Source organism: Gilliamella apicola (assembly GCF_003202655.1).
In the GTDB taxonomy this organism is placed as follows: Bacteria; Pseudomonadota; Gammaproteobacteria; order Enterobacterales; family Orbaceae; genus Gilliamella; species Gilliamella apicola_R.
Map to the genome: position 1 here is coordinate 62,724 of NZ_QGLR01000004.1, position 19,234 is coordinate 81,957.

Here is a 19,234-nt window from a genome sequence, read left to right on the forward strand (position 1 = left end):
TTTAACTTGATCATGATTCTGCTATAGTCAAAGACTAAACATGTGCTTAAAAATAAACAGGTGTTTATGAATCAAAGAGAAAAGCAGATCCTTACGATTATTCGCCAAGATCCTTTCATTCAACAACATGTAATTGCTGAAATGTTAGGCATTACCCGTTCAAGTGTAGCAGGTTACATTATGACATTGACTCAAAAAGGTTACATAAAAGGCAAAGGTTATCTTTTATCTGAAAATAATCATGTGGTTGTCGTTGGCTCTTGTAACATGGATGTTACTGGATATTCAGATAAAAAATTGGTTTATGAAGATTCTAACCCCGGTAAAATTCGTTGTACACCTGGTGGTGTAGGGCGAAATATAGCTGAAAATTTAGCGCTTTTAGGACTTGATACCTATCTTGTTTCAATGATTGGTGATGATTTTTATGGTGCTCAGCTTATTGAACATACTCGAAAAGCCGGTGTTAATATGGATCATTGCCATGTGATAAAAGGCGATTCTACTTCAACCTACCTCTCTCTGCTTGATCAATCAGGCGAAATGGTGATTGCTATTAATGATATGGATATTATTAACAAGTTAACGCCAAGTTTATTAAATGAATCCAAACAGCTAATTCAACATGCTAAATTACTGATTATTGACTGTAATTTACAACAAGATGCATTGACTTGGTTGTTTAACAATGCTGGAACCGTACCTATTTTTGTTGATACGGTATCTGCGTTTAAATCTCACAAGATTAAAAATTGGTTGTCATATATTCATACTTTAAAACCTAATCGACTAGAGGCAGAGATTTTAAGTGGGATAAAAATCACGACCAATGATGATATTCCTAAAGTAGTTGACTGGTTCCATCAGCAAGGCGTGCAACGGATCGCAATTAGTGCTGGGGCTGATGGTGTTTATTATAGTGAAATCGATGGTGATCGTGGTTGGTCTGCCCCAATTCCAACAGATATTATCAGTGTTACTGGTGCTGGAGATGCTATGCTAGCAGGACTGGTACAAGGTTATTTGGATGGGCTTAGCTTTTATCAAAGTGTGAGATTTGGCCAAGCTTGTTCAGCATTAACATTATCATCCGAATTCACTAATAATCCTAATTTATCAATTAATTGTGTTCAAAATATTTTGGAGTCCCTTTCATGAACAATGTGTCTAAATATAATCAATATCTTGATATTTCACCTGAAGTTAAACAAGCGCTTGAAAATAATCAACCGGTTGTGGCTTTAGAATCTACCATTATTTCACATGGTATGCCTTATCCACAAAATGTTGAAACAGCATTAAAAGTAGAAGAAATTGTCAGGCAAAATGGCGCAATACCGGCCACCATTGCGGTAATTAATGGTCGTTTAAAAGCGGGTTTGTCAAAAGAAGAGATAACGATTCTGGGTAAAGAAGGATTAAATGTAACCAAAGTGAGTCGTCGAGATTTACCAGTAGTTGTTGCCAATAAACAAAATGGTGCAACTACCGTTGCGGCAACCATGATTATCGCTGAATTAGCCGGTATTCGTGTGTTTGCAACCGGTGGATTAGGTGGTGTTCATCGTGGGGCAGAACATACATTTGATATTTCTGCCGATCTTCAAGAACTTGCCAATACCAGTGTTGCCGTTGTTTGCGCTGGTGCTAAATCAATTTTAGACTTAGGTTTAACGATGGAATATCTAGAAACATTTGGTGTTCCTGTGGTTGGTTATCAAACTGAAAAACTACCGTCATTCTTTAGTCGAACTAGCCCATTTGATGTTAGTGTGAAACTAGATAGTGCCAAACAGATAGCTGAAATGATTAAAGTAAAATGGGATTTAGGCTTAAATGGTGGGGTCGTGGTTGCTAATCCTATTCCAACACAATATGCAATGGATGAAGAGTTAATTTCAGCAGCAATTGAAAAAGCCTTAACAGAATCAGTTGAGCAAGGAATTAAAGGTAAAGAAACTACCCCATTCTTGTTAGCTAAAGTGGTTGAGTTAACCGGTGGTGATAGTTTAGAAGCAAATATTAATCTTGTCTTTAATAATGCAAAATTAGCTTCTGAAATTGCGATGAGTTATTGCAATATTAAATAACAGTAATGTATTGAGTCATATAGTCACTTAAGTGGTTAAACTTAAGTGACTGATGATACTCTCGATATCGAGATTTCGAAAAAATATCTATATTATATATACCAAAGAAGCTCAGTAATCGGTCGCCTTTAATGGCAACATAATCTGATTAAAAAAATCTCCATTTCTTAACTTTTTTGCAACTATCAATTATCTGATTTTCTCTATCTATATGATAATTAATGCTTGATGTTAGTTAACTATCAGGGTATAATCCCGCCACTTTGTTTATTGTATTTATGTAAGCAAATGCGTAAAAAGATATAATCTTTATGTAAAAATATTGAATTATATCAACAACATTCCCGATTTGGGGATTACGAAAAGAACGGATTACACTCTCCTGTCAATCGAAACAGGGCAAGAGGAGTAATCTTTTGTTATAACTTTTAAATAGTGGAGCTCTGGTCTCATGTCGAACCAAAGAATCCGTATCCGGTTAAAAGCGTTTGATCATCGTTTGATTGATCAATCAACTGCTGAAATTGTAGAAACTGCGAAGCGCACAGGCGCACAAGTTCGTGGTCCTATTCCATTACCGACACGCAAAGAGCGTTTCACAGTATTGATTTCTCCGCATGTTAATAAAGATGCGCGTGATCAATATGAGATTCGTACTCATAAACGTCTAGTTGATATTGTTGAGCCAACTGAAAAAACAGTTGATGCTTTAATGCGTCTAGATCTTGCTGCCGGTGTTGATGTGCAGATCAGTTTAGGTTAATCCTAAGCTGAATGATTGAGAGGTCGAAACAATGATTGGTTTAATCGGTCGTAAAGTAGGAATGACACGAATCTTCACCGAAGAGGGTGTTTCTATTCCTGTCACCGTAGTTGAAGTTCAAAGCAACCGCATCACTCAAGTTAAAACACTTGAAAATGACGGTTATCAAGCTATTCAGGTTACTACTGGCAGCAAAAAAGCAAGCCGTGTAAACAAACCTGAAGCAGGTCATTTCGCTAAGGCTGGCGTTGAAGCTGGTCGTGGTCTATGGGAATTCCGTTTTGAAGAAGGCGAATACACTGTAGGTCAAAGCATTAACGTTGATATTTTTACAGACGTTAAAAAAGTTGATGTTACTGGAACATCTAAAGGTAAAGGTTTTGCTGGCGTAACTAAACGTTGGAATTTCCGTACTCAAGATGCTACTCATGGTAACTCTTTGGCACACCGTGGTCATGGCTCAATTGGTCAGAACCAAACTCCAGGTAAAGTGTTCAAAGGTCGTAAAATGGCAGGTCACCTAGGTAATGAACGCGTAACTGTTCAAAACTTAGATATTGTACGTGTTGATGCTGAACGTAACCTTTTATTAATTAAAGGTGCAGTACCAGGCGCAATCAATAGTGACGTAATTGTTAAACCGGCAATCAAGGCTTAACGTCGAGGAGATAGAGATGGAATTAGTAGTAAAAGACGCGCAAGCGCTTTCTGTTTCCGAAACTACCTTCGGACGTGAGTTTAATGAAGCGTTAGTTCACCAAGTAGTTGTTGCTTATGCATCTGCTGCTCGTCAAGGCTCTCGCGCACAAAAAACTCGTGCAGAAATCGCTGGTTCAGGCAAAAAACCATGGCGTCAAAAAGGCACCGGTCGTGCTCGTTCAGGTTCTATTAAGAGCCCAATCTGGCGTAGTGGTGGTGTAACATTTGCAGCAAAACCACAAGATCATAGCCAAAAAGTTAACCGTAAAATGTATCGTGGTGCATTAAAGAGTATTTTCTCTGAATTAGTGCGTCAAGAACGTTTAATCGTGGTTGAAACATTTACTGTTGAAGCACCTAAGACTAAATTATTAACTCAGAAATTAAATGATATGAACCTAAAAGATGTGTTAATCATTACTTCTGAAGTTGATGAAAATCTTTTCTTAGCAGCACGTAACTTATATAAAGTTGATGTGCGTGATGTGGCAGGTATTGATCCAGTTAGTTTGATTGCATTTGACAAAGTGGTTATCACTGTTGATGCCGTTAAACAAGTAGAGGAGATGTTAGCATGATTCGTGAAGAGCGTCTGCTTAAAGTCCTGCGAGCACCACATGTTTCTGAAAAAGCATCTATTTCAATGGAAAAAACAAATACATTAGTATTGAAAGTTGCTAAAGATGCTACTAAGAGAGAGATTAAAGCCGCAGTTGAACAACTATTTGAAGTTAAAGTAGATGACGTGAATACTCTTGTTGTTAAAGGCAAAGTAAAACGTCGTGGTCAACAAATCGGTCGCCGTAGCGACTGGAAAAAAGCTTACGTTACTTTAGCAGAAGGTCAAAACTTAGACCTTGCTGGCGTCGCTGAGTAATTCGGAGGAGTAAGAACAATGGCAGTTGTTAAGTGTAAACCTACATCTCCGGGTCGTCGCCACGTTGTTAAAGTGGTTAACCCAGAGTTGCATAAAGGTAAGCCTTATGCACCGTTGCTTGATTCAAAAAGCAAAACTGGTGGTCGCAATAATAATGGTCGTATCACTACCCGTCATATCGGTGGTGGTCATAAACAACATTATCGTATTGTCGACTTTAAGCGTAATAAAGATGGTATTCCAGCAGTTGTTGAACGTTTGGAATATGATCCGAACCGTAGTGCAAATATTGCATTGGTTCTATATAAAGACGGTGAACGTCGTTATATTTTAGCGCCTAAAGGCTTAAAAGCAGGTGATCAGATCCAATCTGGTGTTGATGCAGCGATTAAAACAGGTAACTGTTTACCGATGCGTAATATTCCAGTAGGTTCTACCGTGCATAATATTGAAATGAAACCAGGTAAAGGCGGACAACTTGCTCGCTCTGCTGGTAGTTATGTTCAAATCGTTGCGCGTGATGGTGCATATGTAACATTACGTCTACGTTCAGGTGAAATGCGTAAAGTATTATCTGATTGCCGCGCCACTATTGGTGAAGTGGGTAATTCAGAACATATGCTTCGCGTACTAGGTAAAGCGGGTGCAACGCGTTGGCGTGGTGTTCGTCCTACTGTTCGTGGTACAGCAATGAACCCGGTAGACCATCCACATGGTGGTGGTGAAGGTCGTAACTTTGGTAAACATCCTGTGTCTCCATGGGGTCAAAAAGCCAAAGGATTGAAAACGCGTAGCAACAAACGTACTGATAAGTATATTGTTCGCCGTCGCAATAAGAAATAATTAATATAGAGGATTAGCTATGCCACGTTCTCTCAAGAAGGGTCCTTTTATTGACCTACACTTGCTGAAGAAGGTAGAGAAAGCGGTGGAAAGCGGGGACAAGAAACCAATTCGTACTTGGTCCCGTCGTTCAACGATCTTTCCTAACATGATCGGATTGACCATCGCTGTCCATAATGGTCGTCAGCACGTTCCTGTTTATGTTTCCGACGAAATGGTTGGTCATAAATTAGGTGAATTCGCGCCGACTCGTACTTATCGCGGCCACGCTGCGGATAAGAAAGCTAAGAAGAAATAAGTAGGAGAAAGAGATGGAAACAATTGCAAAGTACCGCCACGCTCGTTCTTCTGCACAAAAAGTTCGCTTAGTTGCAGATCTTGTTCGCGGTAAAAAAGTGTCTCAGGCACTTGATATTTTAACGTACACCAATAAAAAAGCGGCTGTACTTGTTAAAAAAGTATTAGAGTCTGCTATTGCTAATGCAGAGCATAACGATGGTGCTGATATTGATGATCTAAAAGTTGCGAAAATTTTCGTAGACGAAGGCCCAACCATGAAGCGTATTATGCCTCGTGCAAAAGGTCGTGCAGATCGAATTTTGAAGCGTACGAGTCACATCACCGTGATCGTCTCAGATCGCTAGGCTGGAGAATAGCAATGGGTCAAAAAGTAAATCCAAATGGTATCCGACTAGGCATCGTCAAGCCTTGGACATCTACATGGTATTCGGGTACAAAGACATTCGCTGATAATTTAGAAAGTGATTTTAGAGTGCGTGAATTCTTAAATAAAGAGTTAGCACAAGCATCAATCTCTAAAATTGTTATCGACCGTTCAGCAGAAACTAACGTTCGCATTACTATTCACACTGCTCGTCCAGGTATTGTGATTGGTAAAAAAGGTGAGGACGTCGAAAAATTACGTAATGCCGTAGCTTCTATTGTCAATAAATACAAAGACAAAAAAGAGAAACGTGATGTTGCAGTACAAATTAATATTGCTGAAGTTCGTAAACCAGAACTAGACGCAAAATTAGTTGCTGACAGTATTACCTCTCAGTTAGAACGCCGTGTTATGTTCCGTCGTGCAATGAAACGTGCGGTACAAAATGCAATGAAGGCGGGTGCTAAAGGTATCAAAGTTGAAGTAAGTGGTCGTTTAGGCGGCGCTGAAATTGCTCGTAGTGAGTGGTATCGTGAAGGTCGCGTACCATTACATACATTAAGAGCGGACATCGACTATGGTTTATCAGAAGCATTGACAACCTATGGTATTATTGGTGTTAAAGTGTGGATCTTCAAAGGTGAGATCCTTGGTGGTATGGCTGCCGTTGAACAAGCAGAAAAACAACCTGCTGCTCAACCGAAAAAGCAGCGCAAAGGCCGAAAACAATAAGGAGCGTCGCTGATGTTACAACCAAAGCGTACAAAATTCCGTAAAGTGCACAAGGGCCGCAATCGTGGTCTTGCTGTGAGTACTGATGTAAGTTTCGGTACATTCGGTCTTAAGGCTGTGGGTCGTGGTCGTTTGACTGCGCGCCAGATCGAAGCAGCACGTCGTGCAATGACTCGTGCAGTTAAGCGTCAAGGTAAAATCTGGATTCGAGTTTTCCCTGATAAACCGATTACTGAAAAACCACTTGAAGTGCGTATGGGTAAAGGTAAGGGTAACGTTGAATACTGGGTTGCTCAGATTCAACCAGGTAAAGTCCTTTATGAAATGGACGGTGTACCGGAAGAAGTTGCTCGTGAAGCATTTGCGTTGGCAGCTGCAAAACTGCCAATTAAAACCACCTTTGTGATTAAGACGGTGATGTAAATGAAAGCAAAAGAGCTACGCGAAAAAAGCGTTGAAGAGTTAAATACTGAACTTCTTAATTTATTACGTGAGCAATTTAACTTACGTATGCAATTAGCTGGGGGTCAGTTGAAACAAACTCATATGTTAAAACAAGTGCGTCGTAATATTGCACGAGTTAAAACGTTATTAACTGAGAAGGCGGGTGCGTAATATGACTACTGAAGTAAAAATTCGTACTCAGCAAGGTCGTGTTATTAGCGACAAAATGGATAAATCTATTACTGTAGCTATTGAACGTAAAGTGAAGCATCCGTTATATGGTAAGTTCATTAAACGTACGACTAAATTGCATGTACATGATGAAAACAACGAGTGTGGTATTGGTGATACTGTAGAAATTAAAGAGTGTCGTCCATTATCAAAAACCAAATCTTGGACTCTTGTTCGAATCGTTGAAAAAGCAGTTAGCTAATCAAATTTGATTAAAAACTGTACATAATATAATAAACGGCTCACCGGCCGTTTATTTTATGCTATCCATTTTATTTGAGTGGTGTTATACTATGCGCCCTCACGTAAGTGGGTTTTTGGTTGTCTATTCTTATCCATGGTAGTTGAGGTGGATGAAGGTAGATTAGACAATAATTAATTTATACGGAGCATTAAAATGATCCAAGAACAGACTAGGCTCGATGTTGCTGACAACTCTGGCGCACGTAGCGTAATGTGTATCAAGGTTCTCGGTGGATCGCATCGTCGTTATGCAGCGGTTGGTGATATCATCAAAGTTACCATTAAAGAAGCTATTCCACGTGGTAAAGTTAAAAAAGGTGATGTACTTAAAGCTGTAGTGGTGCGCACTAGAAAAGGTGTTCGTCGTCCTGATGGATCTGTCATTCGTTTCGATCGCAATGCTTGTGTTATTTTAAATAATAACAGTGAGCAACCGATTGGTACGCGTATTTTTGGACCGGTCACTCGTGAACTTCGTTCTGAGAAGTTTATGAAGATCATTTCATTAGCACCAGAAGTACTGTAAGGAGCGGGTAATGGCAGCTAAAATCCGTCGAGAAGATGAAGTTATCGTGTTAGCCGGTAAAGATAAAGGTAAACGCGGTAAAGTAAAAAGTGTTTTGTCTACTGGTAAAGTGATTGTTGAAGGTATTAACTTGGTGAAAAAACACCAAAAACCAGTACCTGCATTAAATCAAGAAGGTGGAATTGTTGAGAAAGAAGCGCCAATTAACGTTTCTAACGTAGCAATTTTTAACCAAGATACAGGCAAAGCAGATCGCGTAGGCTTTCGTTTTGAAGATGGAAAAAAAGTCCGTTTTTACAAGTCTACTAATAAATTAATCAATTAAGTAATTTGGAGTGTACGATGGCGAAACTGCATGATTACTACAAAGCACAGGTAGTAAATAAACTGCAAGAACAGTTTGGCTACAAATCTGTCATGCAAGTCCCTCGGATCGAAAAGATCACCTTGAATATGGGTGTGGGTGAAGCAATTACTGATAAGAAATTATTAGATAATGCGGTTGCTGATTTAGCAGCAATCAGTGGTCAAAAACCACTTGTCACTAAAGCACGCAAATCAGTTGCTGGTTTTAAAATCCGTCAAGGGTATCCTATTGGTTGTAAAGTCACTTTACGTGGCGAACGTATGTGGGAATTTTTTGAACGTCTAGTTTATATTGCTCTTCCTCGTACTCGAGATTTTCGTGGTTTAAGCGCAAAATCATTCGATGGTCGTGGTAACTATAGCATGGGTGTTCGTGAACAAATCGTTTTCCCTGAAATCGATTATGATAAAGTTGATCGTGTTCGTGGTTTAGATATCACTATCACAACAACAGCACAATCAGATGAAGAAGGCCGAGCTTTATTATCTGCCTTTAACTTCCCATTTCGTAAGTAAGGTAGGGCATAATGGCTAAACAATCAATGATTGAACGCGATAAGAAACGCGTAAAGCTAGCAGAAAAATATTTTGCAAAGCGTCAAGAATTAAAAGCGATTATCTCTGATCTTAATGCATCAGATGAAGATCGTTGGAATGCAGTGCTTAAATTGCAAACGCTTCCTCGTGATTCTAGTCCATCACGTCAACGTCGTCGTTGTCGTCAAACCGGTCGTCCTCATGGCGTCCTTCGTAAATTTGGTTTAAGCCGTATTAAGGTTCGTGAGTCAGCCATGCGTGGTGAGATTCCTGGTCTTAAAAAGGCAAGTTGGTAATCAGGGGAGTGTTATAGATGAGCATGCAAGATCCTATAGCAGATATGTTGACCCGTATTCGTAACGGTCAAGCTGCGAATAAAGTTGCAGTCACCATGCCTTCCTCTAAGCTAAAAGTGGCAATTGCCAATGTGCTAAAAGAAGAAGGTTATATCGGCGACTATAAAGTAGTTGGTGACACTAAACCAGAATTGGAAATCACTTTAAAATATTTCCAAGGTAAGGCTGTAGTAGAAAGTATTAAACGTGTTAGCCGTCCAGGTTTACGTATTTATAAACGTAAAGATGAATTACCAAAAGTAATGGCTGGATTAGGTATTGCAGTTATTTCTACTTCTAAAGGTGTTATGACTGATCGTGCAGCACGCCAAGCAGGTCTTGGTGGTGAAATTATCTGCTACGTAGCGTAAGGGAGAAAAAAATGTCTCGTGTTGCAAAAGCACCTGTCGTTGTTCCTGCTGGCGTAGAGGTAAAACTCAATGGTCAGGTAATTACGATTAAAGGTAAAAATGGCGAGTTATCTCGCACTATAAATAAAGCTGTTGTAATTAATCAAGAAGAAGGTCAAATTAAATTTGCACCTCGTGACGGTTTTGCTGATGCTTGGGCGCAAGCAGGTACAGCTCGTGCATTGATTAATGCAATGGTAATTGGTGTTACTGAAGGTTTTACTAAAAAACTTCAGCTAGTTGGTGTCGGTTATCGTGCACAAGTTAAAGGTAATACAATTGGTTTATCTCTTGGATATTCACATCCAATTGATCATCAATTACCTGCAGGTGTAACAGCTGAATGTCCTTCACAAACTGAAATCATCCTGAAAAGTGCTGATAAACAGTTAATCGGACAAGTAGCTGCTGATCTCCGTGCTTATCGTCGTCCTGAACCTTATAAAGGTAAAGGTGTTCGTTACGCAGATGAAGTTGTGCGTACTAAAGAAGCTAAGAAAAAGTAAGGTAACACTATGGATAAGAAATCAGCTCGTATCCGTCGTGCAACTAAAGCGCGTCGCAAGATGCATGAACTACTTGCAACTCGCTTAGTAGTTCACCGTACTCCGCGTCATATTTATGCGCAGATTATCGCACCAAACGGATCAGAAGTACTGGCAGCGGCTTCAACATTAGAAAAAGCTATCAGTGAAAGTTTAAAATACACTGGAAACAAAGATGCAGCAGCAGCAGTTGGTAAAGCAATTGCAGAGCGCGCATTAGCGAAAGATATCAAAGAAGTTTCTTTTGATCGTTCAGGTTTCCAATATCATGGTCGAGTTCAGGCGCTAGCAGATGCTGCTCGCGAAGCTGGCCTACAGTTCTAAGGTAGGAGTTAAAGATGTCAAACATCGAAAAACAAGCTGGTGAACTGCAGGAAAAACTAATCGCAGTTAACCGAGTTTCTAAAACCGTAAAAGGTGGTCGTATTTTTAGTTTTTCTGCACTAACAGTGGTTGGTGACGGTAATGGCCGCGTTGGTTTTGGATATGGTAAAGCACGTGAAGTGCCAGCAGCAATCCAAAAAGCAATGGAAAAAGCACGTCGTAATATGATTAACGTTGCATTAAACAACGATACTTTACAGCATCCAGTTAAAGGTGCTCATACAGGTTCTCGTGTCTATATGCAACCAGCATCAGAAGGTACTGGTATTATCGCCGGTGGTGCAATGCGTGCTGTATTAGAAGTTGCTGGTGTTCGTAACGTTCTAGCTAAAGCATATGGTTCTACAAACCCAATTAATGTGGTTCGTGCAACGATTGATGGCTTAGAAAATATGAAATCTCCAGAAATGGTTGCTGCTAAGCGTGGTAAAACCATCGAAGAAATTTTGGGGTAATTAGCCATGGCAAAGACAATTAAAATTACACAAACTCGTAGTTCTATTGGTCGTCTACCGAAGCATAAAGCAACGTTAGTTGGTCTAGGATTACGTCGTATTGGTCATACTGTTGAGCGTGAAGATACACCTGCAATTCGCGGTATGGTAAACCAAGTTTATTACATGGTTAAAGTTGAGGAGTAATAGTAATGCGTTTAAATACTTTATCTCCTGCTGAAGGTTCAAAGCACGCACCTAAACGTGTAGGCCGTGGAATCGGTTCTGGACTAGGTAAAACTGGTACTCGTGGTATCAAAGGTCAAAAATCTCGTTCAGGTGGCGGCGTTCGTCGTGGCTTTGAAGGTGGTCAAATGCCTTTATATCGTCGTTTACCAAAATTTGGTTTTACCTCACGTAAAGCTATGGTAACAGCGCAAGTTCGTCTTTCAGATTTAATGAAAGTTGAAGGCGATATTGTTGACCTAAATAGCTTAAAAGTTGCTAATGTGATTAATTCACAAATTGAATATGCGAAAATCATGTTATCTGGAGAAGTGACTAAACCAGTAACCGTTCGTGGTATTCGAGTAACTAAAGGTGCTAAAGCTGCAATTGAAGCTGCTGGCGGAAAAATTGAGGAATAATTAGAAAGATGGCAAAGCAACCAGGATTAGATTTTCAAAGCACTCGAGGCGGTAGTGGTGAGCTTAAAAGACGATTATTATTTGTGCTTTTAGCGCTTATTGTTTTCCGTCTTGGTTCTTATGTTCCGGTTCCTGGTATTGATACTAAAGCGTTAGCGAAATTACTACAAGAATCATCTAATGGTATTGTTGGTATGTTCAATATGTTTTCTGGTGGTGCTTTAAGCCGTGCTTCAATTTTTGCTTTAGGGATAATGCCTTATATATCTTCATCTATTATTGTGCAGTTATTAACGGCAATTAATCCTAAATTAGCAGAATTGAAGAAAGAAGGTGAATCTGGTCGTAAAAAAATCAGTCAGTATACTCGTTATGGCACATTAGCTTTAGCGTTGGTACAAGCTGTTGGTATTGCGACAGGTTTACCAAATATTCCTGGTTATAGTCAAGTTGTGATTAATCCAGGTTTTTCTTTCTATTTTATTGCATCGATTAGCTTAGTTACTGGCACTATGTTTCTTATGTGGTTGGGTGAACAGATCACAGAACGCGGTGTAGGTAATGGTATTTCTATCATTATCTTTGCTGGTATTGTGGCAAGTCTTCCTCATGCTATATATGAAACAATTGAACAAGCTCGTTCTGGTTCATTGCATCCGATTTTATTATTAGTAGTCGCAGCATTAGTGGTTGGTGTGACTTACTTTGTCGTTTTTGTTGAACGTGGTCAACGACGTATTGTTGTTAATTACGCACAAAGACAACAAGGTCGTCGTGTGTATGCCGCACAAAGTACACATTTACCATTAAAAATTAATATGGCGGGTGTTATTCCTGCTATATTTGCTTCAACAATCGTTATGTTACCATCAATGATGGCTTCTTGGTTCCAAGGAAATGGTGAAGGTTGGAGATATATCTTTGTTCTTATCGGACAATATTTCTCTCATGATCAACCGTTATACATAATCTTTTTTGCAGCCGCGATTATTTTCTTCTGTTTCTTCTATACGGCATTGGTTTTCAATCCTAGAGAGACAGCGGATCAATTAAAAAAATCTGGCGCATTTATTCCAGGTATCCGTCCAGGTGAACAAACATCGAAGTATATAGACAAAGTAATGACACGTTTAACGCTAATTGGCGCTATTTACATTACTCTTGTATGTTTGGTACCAATGTTTATGACAAGTGCAATGAAAGTTCCAGTCCAATTTGGTGGGACATCATTATTAATTGTAGTTGTTGTAATCATGGATTTTATGGCACAAGTACAGACTTTAATGATGCCAAATCGTTATGAGTCAGTGTTAAAGAAAGCGAATCTTAAAGGCTACGGTCGATAAGTTAGCCAGAAGTTACGGAGAAAAACATGAAAGTTCGTGCTTCAGTCAAGAAATTATGCAGAAATTGTAAAATCATCAAACGCAATGGCATCGTTCGTGTTATTTGCATTGAAGGTAAACACAAACAACGTCAAGGTTAATATTATTTAACTGCGAAATTGAACTTTTGCATATTTTACTTGCCAAAGTATAGTAAAGCTGGCTAGAATAGCCAGCCTAAATTTTTTTTGTAGATCCACCGTTTGAGTATCCTGAAAACGGGCTTTTCAGTATGGTGGATTTGCTGAACATTAACAATAAAGGAGTGCATAGTGGCCCGTATAGCAGGCATTAACATTCCTGATCAACAACATACTGTGATTGCTTTACAAGCAATCTATGGTATCGGTAATACTCGTGCTAAGACAATTTGTGCTGAAGCCGGTATTCCTGAACATGTTAAGATCAGAGAACTATCTGAAGATCAGATTGAGAAGTTACGTGAACAAGTCGCTAAATTCACTGTAGAAGGTGATTTACGTCGTGAAGTAACTATGAGTATCAAGCGTTTATTAGACCTTGGTTGTTATCGTGGTGTGCGTCACCGTCGTGGACTTCCTGTCCGTGGTCAACGCACTAAGACTAACGCTCGTACCCGTAAGGGACCGCGTAAGCCAATCAAGAAATAATTGAGGTGATAATAAATGGCAAAGACACCTGTTCGTACACGTAAACGTGTTAAAAAGCAAGTTTCTGATGGTATAGCTCATATTCATGCATCATTTAACAATACAATCGTAACAATTACCGATCGTCAAGGTAATGCGTTGGGTTGGGCAACCGCTGGTGGTTCTGGTTTCCGCGGCTCTCGTAAGTCAACTCCGTTTGCAGCTCAAGTAGCAGCAGAACGTTGTGCTGAAGCCGTAAAAGATTACGGAATTAAGAATCTGGAAGTTATGGTTAAAGGACCTGGTCCTGGTCGTGAGTCAACAATTCGTGCATTAAATGCAGCGGGTTATCGCATCACTAATATTACTGATGTTACTCCGATTCCTCATAACGGTTGTCGTCCACCAAAGAAACGTCGTGTTTAATTTTTTATTAAACATTGAATGTTTATAGGATTATTGGAGAAAAAAAATGGCAAGATATTTGGGACCAAAGCTCAAATTAAGTCGTCGTGAAGGTACAGATTTATTCCTTAAATCTGGTGTCCGAGCGGTTGATAGTAAATGTAAATTAGATCAAGCTCCTGGACAACATGGTGCGCGCAAACCGCGTTTATCAGATTATGGTGTTCAGTTACGCGAAAAACAAAAAGTTAGACGTATTTATGGAATTCTAGAACGTCAATTCCGTAATTACTACAAAAATGCAGCACGTATTAAAGGTAATACTGGTGAAAACCTACTTGCTCTTTTAGAACGTCGCTTAGATAACGTTGTTTATCGTATGGGATTTGGTGCAACTCGCGCTGAAGCTCGTCAATTAGTTAGTCATAAAGCTGTTCTTGTTAATGGTCACGTAGTGAACATCGCATCTTATCAAGTTTCACCTGAAGATGTGATTAGTGTTCGTGAGAAATCTAAAAAACAAGCACGTATTAAAGCCGCTTTAGAGTTAGCTGAACAACGTGAAAAACCAACATGGTTAGAAGTTGATGCTAGCAAAATGGAAGGTGTATTTAAACGCTTACCAGAACGTTCAGATTTATCTGCTGACATCAACGAACATTTGATCGTCGAACTTTACTCTAAGTAAAGTTTAGCACTTAAGAGAGGACATAATGCAGGGTTCTGTAACAGAGTTTTTAAAACCTCACCTAGTTGACGTTGTTCAATACAGCCCAACTCATGCAAAAGTGACTTTAGAGCCACTAGAGCGTGGTTTTGGACATACTTTAGGTAATGCACTACGCCGCATTTTATTATCATCTATGCCGGGACATGCAGTAACCGAAGTTGAAATTGACGGTGTTCTGCATGAGTACAGTACTAAAGAAGGCGTCCAAGAAGATGTGCTTGATATTCTGCTTAATTTGAAAAAATTAGCAGTACGCGTACATACTAAAGATGATGTTATGCTGACATTAACTAAATCAGGCGTAGGTGCAGTAACCGCATCAGATATCACTCATGATGGTGATGTTGAAATTGTTAATCCTGATTTAGTGATCTGTCATCTTACTGATGCCAATGCTTCAATTAGTATGCGTATTCGTGTACAACGAGGACGTGGTTATGTCCCTGCTTCTGCTCGCGTTAAGTCAGAAGATGAAGAGCGACCAATTGGTCGTCTATTAGTTGATGCATGTTATAGTCCAGTTGAGCGTATTGCCTATTCGGTCGATGCTGCTCGTGTGGAACAACGCACTGACTTAGATAAACTGGTGATTGATATGGAAACCAATGGTACTATCGATCCAGAAGAGTCTATTCGTCGCGCATCAACTATTTTGGCTGAACAACTTGAAGCTTTTGTTGATTTACGTGATGTACGTCAACCAGAAGTCAAAGAAGATAAACCGGAATTTGATCCAATTCTTTTACGTCCAGTAGATGATTTGGAATTAACTGTTCGGTCTGCTAATTGCTTAAAAGCAGAAGCAGTTCATTATATTGGTGATTTAGTGCAACGTACTGAAGTCGAGTTACTTAAAACCCCTAATCTTGGTAAAAAATCTCTTACTGAAATTAAGGATGTGCTCGCCTCTCGTGGTTTATCTTTAGGCATGCGTCTTGAGAACTGGCCACCAGCAAGTATTGTTGAAGACTAAAATAAAATTTATATAAGAAGGATAAAGTTATGCGCCATCGTAAAAGTGGTCGTCAACTGAACCGAAATAGCAGCCATCGTCAAGCAATGTTTCGTAATATGACAAGTTCATTAGTTGAACATGAAATCATCAAAACAACATTGCCTAAAGCTAAAGAGTTGCGTCGTGTTGTTGAGCCGTTAATTACGTTAGCTAAAAGCGATAGTGTAGCTAATCGCCGTCTGGCTTTCGCTCGTATCCGTGATAAAGATACAGTAAAAAAATTATTTTCTGATTTAGGTCCACGTTTTGCTACCCGTCCAGGTGGTTATGTTCGCATTCTAAAATGTGGTTTCCGTGATGGAGATAATGCTCCAATGGCTTATATCGAATTAGTTGATCGCCCTGCAGTTGAAGCAGAAGCAGCAGCTGAATAAATAATTAAAGCTTAAATTGAAACCGGCTAAATAGCCGGTTTTTTTATTATCTTGATATTATCAACCTAAGTATTTTTATATTTAACTACCATATATAAATCATCGTTCATAGAATTTTTAAAACTTAAGATAAGTTATTGTCGATATTTACTCAGTTAAATTATAGTTTTAAAATTAACAGATTAATCCTAAGTAATGTAGTAGTATCAAGATGATAGATGTTAAACGAAATGGTGAATGGATTTTAGTACTAGTAACCATTTTAGCCGCTGTTGGTTGGGTTTCTTCAAAAGAAACCATTTTAGAAATGCCTCCTTTAGCTTTTATGGGATTAAGATTTCTCTCTTCCGCTTTTATTTTATTTACGGTCTGTTTAAGTACTCAACAACGAATCAATATGACAGATGTACCTAAAGCAATAATAACCGGCTGTTTGCAATCAACTAATGTCATTTTATGGATATTAGCAATAAGCATTGGTGGGCAATTAGGTGAAGGTTCATTTATTATGAGTTTATCGGTATTAATGGCACCAATTGTTGGCTGGATCTTTTTTAAAGAAAAGCCATTGGTAATATTTTGGCTCTCATTACCGATTGCTGTTGTTGGTCTTGCCTTTTTATCTTTATCAAATGGCTGGCACTTAAGCGTCAATCAGCTCTGGTTTTTAATTTCTGCACTAGCTCAAGCAATATTTTTTGTTTTTAATAGTCGATTAGTTCAAAAAATAGCAATTTTGCCGTTAATTTGCATACAAATGTTTTGTACCGGCACAGCAAGCCTAATTATTTCTGTATTTACTGAAAGTTGGCCGTCAAGCATCAGCTTCATCACTTTAATATGGCTTATCGTTAGTATTTTTATTGCTACAATTTTAAGATTTGCTTTACAATTTGTTGGACAGAAATATGTCCCTGTAAGCAATGCAGCAATAATCATGATTTTAGAGCCGGTATTTACAACTTTGGCTGGCGTAATTGTTTATTTGGAACCTATGCCATGGACAAAATGGATCGGTTGCTTCTTGATTTTGATTTCTCTGCTTTCTTATCGAGGGTATAATTTTATTCATAAAAAGTAGAATTTAGAATTCCTCGAATCATTAAACATTTAGTTAATAATGTGGTGGCGGAGTTTCTTCTGATAAATTAGCAATATTTGAGGTTTGGGTAGCCTGTAATTTTTGTGACAATAACATTAATTGTTCTTTAAGTTTGCTGATATCTGCTTGTAGCTTAACCACCATTTGATTTAATTCTTCAATGGTCATCTCTTGAAATGCAACTTTTGTTTCTAATAATTCCAGTTGTTGGTTCATAGTCTGTTTCTTAATGGCTAGTTAATTCTATATTGTAAGTAAAAGTTATTATAAAATCCATCCTCGTTCGGCAAAAGAGACATACTCTCCTTTACCAATGACCAGATGATCGACAATGCGGACATCAATGAGCTCACAGACTTGCTCGATTTTTTTGGTTAATATCCGATCAGCTTGACTTGGTTCAGCTAAGCCAGAGGGATGATTATGAGCCAAAATTAACGCTGCTGCATTGTATTGTAATGCACGTCTTGCTACTTCTCTTGGATGAACTTCTACGCAGTTATACGTTCCGATAAACATCTCTTCGGAATTAATGACGTGATTTTGATTATCTAGAAATATCACCATAAAAATTTCCCGATCTTTATCCATTAAACGATTGGCGAGATAGTGATGCGTTAAACTTGGTGATGTAAGATAATTTTCATTGGTCATTTTAACTTTTAAATATCGGTGAGAAAGTTCGACCACTGCCTTTAATTGAGTATATTTTGCGGTACCAAGTCCTGGTTTTTGGCAAAACTCGTCATAGCTTGCATTTATTATGTGGTAAAAGGAACCGAATTCATTTAATAGTTTTTGAGATAATTTTAATACCGGTAAATTACGCGTACCAGTACGCAAAAAAAGTGCAAGTAACTCAGCGTCTGATAGCGCTTCAACCCCAAATTGTAATAATTTTTCTCGTGGCATTAAGGGCATACTTTGTATTGACATAAATAGAAATTCTCATTAAATAAAAATGAGATTATTGCTTAAACTTCATCCATTAATAACTTGAGAGATGAAAAATTGTGAAATGGATCGTAAAGATAAAAGATTTTTTACTAAAAAATAAAAAAGCGCTAATCAGCGCTTTTCAAATTGTGTTATGTAAAAGATTAATGGCATCCGCAACTACCGTGACCACCGCCACAACAACCACTTTCTTCCTCATCTTCATGATCGTGTCCATGACCGCCACAACCACAGCCACCATGTCCATGATCGTGTCCATGGCCATGTGCACCATGAATATGACCATGAGATATTTCCTCAGGTGTTGCTTCACGAATTGCAAGCACTTCAACATTAAAGTTTAAATCTTGGCCTGCTAGCATGTGATTACCATCAATAGTAACGGTATCGCCATCAATAGCTGTGATTTCAACCGGTAATGAACCTTGATCGGTATCAGCAAAAAAACGCATACCCACTTCAAGTTCATCCACGCCGACAAAAACGTCACGGGGTACGTTTTGTACAAGGGCATCATTAAAGTCACCATAAGGATTAACTAACTCAACGTCAAATTTATCACCAACTTGATGACCTTCTAAAGCATTTTCTAGGTCTTGTAACAAGTTTCCTGCACCTTGTAAATATTCAAGTGGTGCAACTGCGGTGGCTTCATCAACTAATACGCCATCTTTAGTACGAACTTTATACGCTAAACTTACCACTGTATTTTTTGCTATTTTCATGTTTTCTCCAACAAACTGTTACTGAGCAAATAATGTTAAATTTTAACGGAAAAAAGTCCATCTGTATGCTATTTTCTTCGTAATTTAGAAAGTTTTAATATTGTTTTATTATTTGCTGCAATTTTTGTTTAGAGATAGTTTTTAAATTATAAATAATGGTTGG

General features: G+C 38.7%; 34 protein-coding genes. 31 read left to right on the top strand and 3 right to left on the bottom strand.

Features of this window, described 5'->3' with window-relative positions:
* Nucleotides 1–66 precede the first annotated feature (66 nt).
* The 31 genes from DKK70_RS01230 to DKK70_RS01380 all read left to right on the top strand — a co-directional run bounded on the left by DKK70_RS01230 (nt 67) and on the right by DKK70_RS01380 (nt 17,368).
* Nucleotides 67–1,158: a PfkB family carbohydrate kinase gene (locus DKK70_RS01230; protein ID WP_110432407.1), complete on the top strand. Its 1,092-nt coding sequence runs from the start codon at nt 67–69 to the stop codon at nt 1,156–1,158.
* A complete protein-coding gene (locus tag DKK70_RS01235; protein WP_110432408.1) occupies nt 1,155–2,090 on the top strand; it encodes a pseudouridine-5'-phosphate glycosidase in 936 nt (311 codons plus the stop codon). Before DKK70_RS01230 ends, DKK70_RS01235 begins: the two co-directional genes overlap by 4 nt.
* 451 nt (nt 2,091–2,541) lie before the next feature.
* The gene (gene rpsJ / locus DKK70_RS01240) at nt 2,542–2,853 is read left to right on the top strand and encodes a 30S ribosomal protein S10 (RefSeq protein ID WP_006120582.1); all 312 of its coding nucleotides are present in this window, start codon (nt 2,542–2,544) and stop codon (nt 2,851–2,853) included.
* A 31-nt stretch (nt 2,854–2,884) separates the two neighbouring features.
* Nucleotides 2,885–3,511, top strand: coding sequence for a 50S ribosomal protein L3 (gene rplC, locus DKK70_RS01245; RefSeq protein WP_034884715.1), 627 nt, complete (start codon nt 2,885–2,887; stop codon nt 3,509–3,511).
* Nucleotides 3,512–3,527: 16 nt separating this feature from the next.
* Entirely contained in the window at nt 3,528–4,130 is a 603-nt protein-coding gene (rplD, locus tag DKK70_RS01250) for a 50S ribosomal protein L4 (protein ID WP_034902381.1), read from the top strand.
* Nucleotides 4,127–4,429, top strand: coding sequence for a 50S ribosomal protein L23 (gene rplW / locus DKK70_RS01255; protein ID WP_034885052.1), 303 nt, complete (start codon nt 4,127–4,129; stop codon nt 4,427–4,429). The genes rplD and rplW overlap by 4 nt, the downstream gene beginning before the upstream one ends.
* A gap of 18 nt (nt 4,430–4,447) precedes the next feature.
* Nucleotides 4,448–5,272, top strand: a complete 825-nt coding sequence (gene rplB, locus DKK70_RS01260; protein WP_065561019.1) for a 50S ribosomal protein L2 — start codon at nt 4,448–4,450, stop codon at nt 5,270–5,272.
* A gap of 19 nt (nt 5,273–5,291) precedes the next feature.
* Nucleotides 5,292–5,570 (top strand): 30S ribosomal protein S19, encoded by a 279-nt coding sequence (gene rpsS, locus DKK70_RS01265; RefSeq protein WP_024496505.1) that lies wholly within the window; start codon nt 5,292–5,294, stop codon nt 5,568–5,570.
* 13 nt (nt 5,571–5,583) lie between these two features.
* On the top strand, nt 5,584–5,916 hold the full coding sequence (gene rplV / locus DKK70_RS01270; protein WP_034884235.1) for a 50S ribosomal protein L22: 333 nt from the start codon (nt 5,584–5,586) through the stop codon (nt 5,914–5,916).
* Nucleotides 5,917–5,930: 14 nt separating this feature from the next.
* On the top strand, nt 5,931–6,668 hold the full coding sequence (gene rpsC, locus DKK70_RS01275; protein ID WP_034884234.1) for a 30S ribosomal protein S3: 738 nt from the start codon (nt 5,931–5,933) through the stop codon (nt 6,666–6,668).
* Between the two features lie 12 nt (nt 6,669–6,680).
* The gene (rplP, locus tag DKK70_RS01280) at nt 6,681–7,091 is read left to right on the top strand and encodes a 50S ribosomal protein L16 (protein ID WP_025314389.1); all 411 of its coding nucleotides are present in this window, start codon (nt 6,681–6,683) and stop codon (nt 7,089–7,091) included.
* On the top strand, nt 7,092–7,283 hold the full coding sequence (rpmC, locus tag DKK70_RS01285) for a 50S ribosomal protein L29 (protein ID WP_034884233.1): 192 nt from the start codon (nt 7,092–7,094) through the stop codon (nt 7,281–7,283).
* Between the two features lies 1 nt (nt 7,284).
* Nucleotides 7,285–7,545, top strand: a complete 261-nt coding sequence (gene rpsQ, locus DKK70_RS01290) for a 30S ribosomal protein S17 (RefSeq protein WP_025314391.1) — start codon at nt 7,285–7,287, stop codon at nt 7,543–7,545.
* Between the two features lie 195 nt (nt 7,546–7,740).
* Nucleotides 7,741–8,112 carry a 50S ribosomal protein L14 gene (gene rplN / locus DKK70_RS01295; RefSeq protein WP_025314392.1) on the top strand — a complete coding sequence of 124 codons (372 nt, stop codon included), beginning with the start codon at nt 7,741–7,743 and terminating at the stop codon, nt 8,110–8,112.
* Between the two features lie 10 nt (nt 8,113–8,122).
* On the top strand, nt 8,123–8,437 hold the full coding sequence (rplX, locus tag DKK70_RS01300) for a 50S ribosomal protein L24 (protein ID WP_034884230.1): 315 nt from the start codon (nt 8,123–8,125) through the stop codon (nt 8,435–8,437).
* Between the two features lie 17 nt (nt 8,438–8,454).
* Complete coding sequence (gene rplE, locus DKK70_RS01305) at nt 8,455–8,994, top strand: 50S ribosomal protein L5 (RefSeq protein WP_025314394.1); 540 nt, start codon at nt 8,455–8,457, stop codon at nt 8,992–8,994.
* 11 nt (nt 8,995–9,005) lie between these two features.
* Complete coding sequence (gene rpsN / locus DKK70_RS01310) at nt 9,006–9,311, top strand: 30S ribosomal protein S14 (protein WP_025314395.1); 306 nt, start codon at nt 9,006–9,008, stop codon at nt 9,309–9,311.
* A gap of 17 nt (nt 9,312–9,328) precedes the next feature.
* Complete coding sequence (rpsH, locus tag DKK70_RS01315) at nt 9,329–9,721, top strand: 30S ribosomal protein S8 (protein ID WP_034884228.1); 393 nt, start codon at nt 9,329–9,331, stop codon at nt 9,719–9,721.
* Nucleotides 9,722–9,732: 11 nt separating this feature from the next.
* Nucleotides 9,733–10,266: a 50S ribosomal protein L6 gene (gene rplF, locus DKK70_RS01320; RefSeq protein ID WP_110432409.1), complete on the top strand. Its 534-nt coding sequence runs from the start codon at nt 9,733–9,735 to the stop codon at nt 10,264–10,266.
* Nucleotides 10,267–10,275: 9 nt separating this feature from the next.
* The gene (gene rplR / locus DKK70_RS01325) at nt 10,276–10,629 is read left to right on the top strand and encodes a 50S ribosomal protein L18 (RefSeq protein ID WP_025314398.1); all 354 of its coding nucleotides are present in this window, start codon (nt 10,276–10,278) and stop codon (nt 10,627–10,629) included.
* 14 nt (nt 10,630–10,643) lie between these two features.
* Nucleotides 10,644–11,144: a 30S ribosomal protein S5 gene (rpsE, locus tag DKK70_RS01330; protein ID WP_034884224.1), complete on the top strand. Its 501-nt coding sequence runs from the start codon at nt 10,644–10,646 to the stop codon at nt 11,142–11,144.
* Between the two features lie 6 nt (nt 11,145–11,150).
* On the top strand, nt 11,151–11,330 hold the full coding sequence (gene rpmD, locus DKK70_RS01335) for a 50S ribosomal protein L30 (protein WP_025314400.1): 180 nt from the start codon (nt 11,151–11,153) through the stop codon (nt 11,328–11,330).
* Nucleotides 11,331–11,335: 5 nt separating this feature from the next.
* Nucleotides 11,336–11,770: a 50S ribosomal protein L15 gene (gene rplO / locus DKK70_RS01340; RefSeq protein WP_110432410.1), complete on the top strand. Its 435-nt coding sequence runs from the start codon at nt 11,336–11,338 to the stop codon at nt 11,768–11,770.
* Between the two features lie 8 nt (nt 11,771–11,778).
* Nucleotides 11,779–13,116, top strand: a complete 1,338-nt coding sequence (secY, locus tag DKK70_RS01345) for a preprotein translocase subunit SecY (RefSeq protein WP_110432411.1) — start codon at nt 11,779–11,781, stop codon at nt 13,114–13,116.
* A 26-nt stretch (nt 13,117–13,142) separates the two neighbouring features.
* The gene (rpmJ, locus tag DKK70_RS01350; RefSeq protein WP_034884218.1) at nt 13,143–13,256 is read left to right on the top strand and encodes a 50S ribosomal protein L36; all 114 of its coding nucleotides are present in this window, start codon (nt 13,143–13,145) and stop codon (nt 13,254–13,256) included.
* Between the two features lie 171 nt (nt 13,257–13,427).
* Nucleotides 13,428–13,784, top strand: a complete 357-nt coding sequence (gene rpsM / locus DKK70_RS01355; protein ID WP_034884217.1) for a 30S ribosomal protein S13 — start codon at nt 13,428–13,430, stop codon at nt 13,782–13,784.
* A gap of 15 nt (nt 13,785–13,799) precedes the next feature.
* Nucleotides 13,800–14,189, top strand: a complete 390-nt coding sequence (rpsK, locus tag DKK70_RS01360; protein ID WP_025314405.1) for a 30S ribosomal protein S11 — start codon at nt 13,800–13,802, stop codon at nt 14,187–14,189.
* Between the two features lie 46 nt (nt 14,190–14,235).
* A complete protein-coding gene (rpsD, locus tag DKK70_RS01365; protein ID WP_034884213.1) occupies nt 14,236–14,856 on the top strand; it encodes a 30S ribosomal protein S4 in 621 nt (206 codons plus the stop codon).
* A 25-nt stretch (nt 14,857–14,881) separates the two neighbouring features.
* Entirely contained in the window at nt 14,882–15,871 is a 990-nt protein-coding gene (locus tag DKK70_RS01370; protein WP_034884212.1) for a DNA-directed RNA polymerase subunit alpha, read from the top strand.
* Nucleotides 15,872–15,900: 29 nt separating this feature from the next.
* Nucleotides 15,901–16,287, top strand: a complete 387-nt coding sequence (rplQ, locus tag DKK70_RS01375; RefSeq protein WP_034884211.1) for a 50S ribosomal protein L17 — start codon at nt 15,901–15,903, stop codon at nt 16,285–16,287.
* A gap of 211 nt (nt 16,288–16,498) precedes the next feature.
* Nucleotides 16,499–17,368 carry a DMT family transporter gene (locus DKK70_RS01380; RefSeq protein WP_110432412.1) on the top strand — a complete coding sequence of 290 codons (870 nt, stop codon included), beginning with the start codon at nt 16,499–16,501 and terminating at the stop codon, nt 17,366–17,368.
* Between the two features lie 33 nt (nt 17,369–17,401).
* Here the strand turns inward: DKK70_RS01380 and DKK70_RS01385 are convergent, their stop codons facing one another.
* From DKK70_RS01385 to slyD, 3 genes are all read right to left on the bottom strand, one after another.
* Nucleotides 17,402–17,605, bottom strand: coding sequence for a SlyX family protein (locus tag DKK70_RS01385; protein ID WP_110432413.1), 204 nt, complete (start codon nt 17,603–17,605; stop codon nt 17,402–17,404).
* Between the two features lie 48 nt (nt 17,606–17,653).
* Nucleotides 17,654–18,325, bottom strand: a complete 672-nt coding sequence (radC, locus tag DKK70_RS01390; RefSeq protein WP_110432414.1) for a RadC family protein — start codon at nt 18,323–18,325, stop codon at nt 17,654–17,656.
* A gap of 164 nt (nt 18,326–18,489) precedes the next feature.
* Entirely contained in the window at nt 18,490–19,071 is a 582-nt protein-coding gene (gene slyD, locus DKK70_RS01395) for a peptidylprolyl isomerase (protein ID WP_110432415.1), read from the bottom strand.
* Between the last annotated feature and the right edge of the window lie 163 nt (nt 19,072–19,234).

Excerpts from the sequence above, each read along its gene's own strand:
- secY (WP_110432411.1), top strand. The coding sequence starts at position 11,779 with ATGGCAAAGCAACCAGGATTAGATTTTCAAAGCACTCGAGGCGGTAGT.
- rplN (WP_025314392.1), top strand. The coding sequence starts at position 7,741 with ATGATCCAAGAACAGACTAGGCTCGATGTTGCTGACAACTCTGGCGCA.
- rplQ (WP_034884211.1), top strand. The coding sequence starts at position 15,901 with ATGCGCCATCGTAAAAGTGGTCGTCAACTGAACCGAAATAGCAGCCAT.
- DKK70_RS01385 (WP_110432413.1), bottom strand. The coding sequence starts at position 17,605 with ATGAACCAACAACTGGAATTATTAGAAACAAAAGTTGCATTTCAAGAG.
- rpsK (WP_025314405.1), top strand. The coding sequence starts at position 13,800 with ATGGCAAAGACACCTGTTCGTACACGTAAACGTGTTAAAAAGCAAGTT.
- rpsQ (WP_025314391.1), top strand. The coding sequence starts at position 7,285 with ATGACTACTGAAGTAAAAATTCGTACTCAGCAAGGTCGTGTTATTAGC.
- rplD (WP_034902381.1), top strand. The coding sequence starts at position 3,528 with ATGGAATTAGTAGTAAAAGACGCGCAAGCGCTTTCTGTTTCCGAAACT.
- rplC (WP_034884715.1), top strand. The coding sequence starts at position 2,885 with ATGATTGGTTTAATCGGTCGTAAAGTAGGAATGACACGAATCTTCACC.
- radC (WP_110432414.1), bottom strand. The coding sequence starts at position 18,325 with ATGTCAATACAAAGTATGCCCTTAATGCCACGAGAAAAATTATTACAA.
- rplF (WP_110432409.1), top strand. The coding sequence starts at position 9,733 with ATGTCTCGTGTTGCAAAAGCACCTGTCGTTGTTCCTGCTGGCGTAGAG.
- rpmC (WP_034884233.1), top strand. The coding sequence starts at position 7,092 with ATGAAAGCAAAAGAGCTACGCGAAAAAAGCGTTGAAGAGTTAAATACT.
- rpsJ (WP_006120582.1), top strand. The coding sequence starts at position 2,542 with ATGTCGAACCAAAGAATCCGTATCCGGTTAAAAGCGTTTGATCATCGT.
- DKK70_RS01370 (WP_034884212.1), top strand. The coding sequence starts at position 14,882 with ATGCAGGGTTCTGTAACAGAGTTTTTAAAACCTCACCTAGTTGACGTT.
- rplO (WP_110432410.1), top strand. The coding sequence starts at position 11,336 with ATGCGTTTAAATACTTTATCTCCTGCTGAAGGTTCAAAGCACGCACCT.
- DKK70_RS01230 (WP_110432407.1), top strand. The coding sequence starts at position 67 with ATGAATCAAAGAGAAAAGCAGATCCTTACGATTATTCGCCAAGATCCT.
- rplP (WP_025314389.1), top strand. The coding sequence starts at position 6,681 with ATGTTACAACCAAAGCGTACAAAATTCCGTAAAGTGCACAAGGGCCGC.
- DKK70_RS01235 (WP_110432408.1), top strand. The coding sequence starts at position 1,155 with ATGAACAATGTGTCTAAATATAATCAATATCTTGATATTTCACCTGAA.
- slyD (WP_110432415.1), bottom strand. The coding sequence starts at position 19,071 with ATGAAAATAGCAAAAAATACAGTGGTAAGTTTAGCGTATAAAGTTCGT.
- rpmJ (WP_034884218.1), top strand. The coding sequence starts at position 13,143 with ATGAAAGTTCGTGCTTCAGTCAAGAAATTATGCAGAAATTGTAAAATC.
- rpsE (WP_034884224.1), top strand. The coding sequence starts at position 10,644 with ATGTCAAACATCGAAAAACAAGCTGGTGAACTGCAGGAAAAACTAATC.
- rpmD (WP_025314400.1), top strand. The coding sequence starts at position 11,151 with ATGGCAAAGACAATTAAAATTACACAAACTCGTAGTTCTATTGGTCGT.
- DKK70_RS01380 (WP_110432412.1), top strand. The coding sequence starts at position 16,499 with ATGATAGATGTTAAACGAAATGGTGAATGGATTTTAGTACTAGTAACC.
- rpsH (WP_034884228.1), top strand. The coding sequence starts at position 9,329 with ATGAGCATGCAAGATCCTATAGCAGATATGTTGACCCGTATTCGTAAC.
- rpsN (WP_025314395.1), top strand. The coding sequence starts at position 9,006 with ATGGCTAAACAATCAATGATTGAACGCGATAAGAAACGCGTAAAGCTA.
- rplB (WP_065561019.1), top strand. The coding sequence starts at position 4,448 with ATGGCAGTTGTTAAGTGTAAACCTACATCTCCGGGTCGTCGCCACGTT.
- rplV (WP_034884235.1), top strand. The coding sequence starts at position 5,584 with ATGGAAACAATTGCAAAGTACCGCCACGCTCGTTCTTCTGCACAAAAA.
- rpsD (WP_034884213.1), top strand. The coding sequence starts at position 14,236 with ATGGCAAGATATTTGGGACCAAAGCTCAAATTAAGTCGTCGTGAAGGT.
- rpsS (WP_024496505.1), top strand. The coding sequence starts at position 5,292 with ATGCCACGTTCTCTCAAGAAGGGTCCTTTTATTGACCTACACTTGCTG.
- rplX (WP_034884230.1), top strand. The coding sequence starts at position 8,123 with ATGGCAGCTAAAATCCGTCGAGAAGATGAAGTTATCGTGTTAGCCGGT.
- rplR (WP_025314398.1), top strand. The coding sequence starts at position 10,276 with ATGGATAAGAAATCAGCTCGTATCCGTCGTGCAACTAAAGCGCGTCGC.
- rplE (WP_025314394.1), top strand. The coding sequence starts at position 8,455 with ATGGCGAAACTGCATGATTACTACAAAGCACAGGTAGTAAATAAACTG.
- rplW (WP_034885052.1), top strand. The coding sequence starts at position 4,127 with ATGATTCGTGAAGAGCGTCTGCTTAAAGTCCTGCGAGCACCACATGTT.
- rpsC (WP_034884234.1), top strand. The coding sequence starts at position 5,931 with ATGGGTCAAAAAGTAAATCCAAATGGTATCCGACTAGGCATCGTCAAG.